Annotated in this window: 7 tRNA genes; all 7 read right to left on the reverse strand. The window is 50.4% G+C overall.

Annotated elements, in window-relative coordinates:
- Positions 1-2: 2 nt before the first annotated feature.
- Positions 3-76, reverse strand: a tRNA-Pro gene (locus tag AC5KOD_RS02435).
- Between the two features lie 15 nt (positions 77-91).
- Positions 92-165: transfer RNA gene (locus tag AC5KOD_RS02440), tRNA-Arg, on the reverse strand.
- Positions 166-173: 8 nt separating this feature from the next.
- A tRNA-Leu gene (locus tag AC5KOD_RS02445) sits at positions 174-259 on the reverse strand.
- 39 nt (positions 260-298) lie between these two features.
- Positions 299-370: transfer RNA gene (locus AC5KOD_RS02450), tRNA-Gly, on the reverse strand.
- A gap of 5 nt (positions 371-375) precedes the next feature.
- Positions 376-448, reverse strand: a tRNA-Thr gene (locus AC5KOD_RS02455).
- A 15-nt stretch (positions 449-463) separates the two neighbouring features.
- Positions 464-545, reverse strand: a tRNA-Leu gene (locus AC5KOD_RS02460).
- 15 nt (positions 546-560) lie between these two features.
- Positions 561-633, reverse strand: a tRNA-Lys gene (locus AC5KOD_RS02465).
- Positions 634-677: the final 44 nt, after the last annotated feature.

Here is a 677-nt window from a genome sequence, read left to right on the forward strand (position 1 = left end):
AATCGGGAAGACAGGATTCGAACCTGCGACCCCTTGGTCCCAAACCAAGTGCTCTACCAAGCTGAGCTACTTCCCGTAAAACATGTTGCAATGCACCCAAGAGGAGTCGAACCTCTAACCGCTTGATTCGTAGTCAAGTACTCTATCCAATTGAGCTATGGGTGCTAAAACAATGCCGAGGGCCGGAATCGAACCGGCACGGTAATTACTTACCGCAGGATTTTAAGTCCTGTGCGTCTGCCAGTTCCGCCACCCCGGCTACTTATAACTGGTCTTTTTTGCTTTTGTTCAAAACAAAAGCGGAAGACGGGGTTCGAACCCGCGACCCCCACCTTGGCAAGGTGATGTTCTACCACTGAACTACTTCCGCATTTATGCCGGCTAAAGGATTTGAACCCTCGACCCTCTGATTACAAATCAGATGCTCTACCAACTGAGCTAAGCCGGCTATTCAATTCGACTATGCGGGTGAAGGGACTTGAACCCCCACGCCGTTAAGCGCTAGATCCTAAATCTAGTGCGTCTGCCAATTCCGCCACACCCGCAAAATGTTACAACAATGACCCGTACTGGGCTCGAACCAGTGACCCTCTGATTAAAAGTCAGATGCTCTACCAACTGAGCTAACGAGTCATATGGAGGTTGACGGGATCGAACCGCCGACCCTCTGCTTGTAA

Source organism: Vagococcus sp. WN80Y (genome assembly GCF_059621045.1).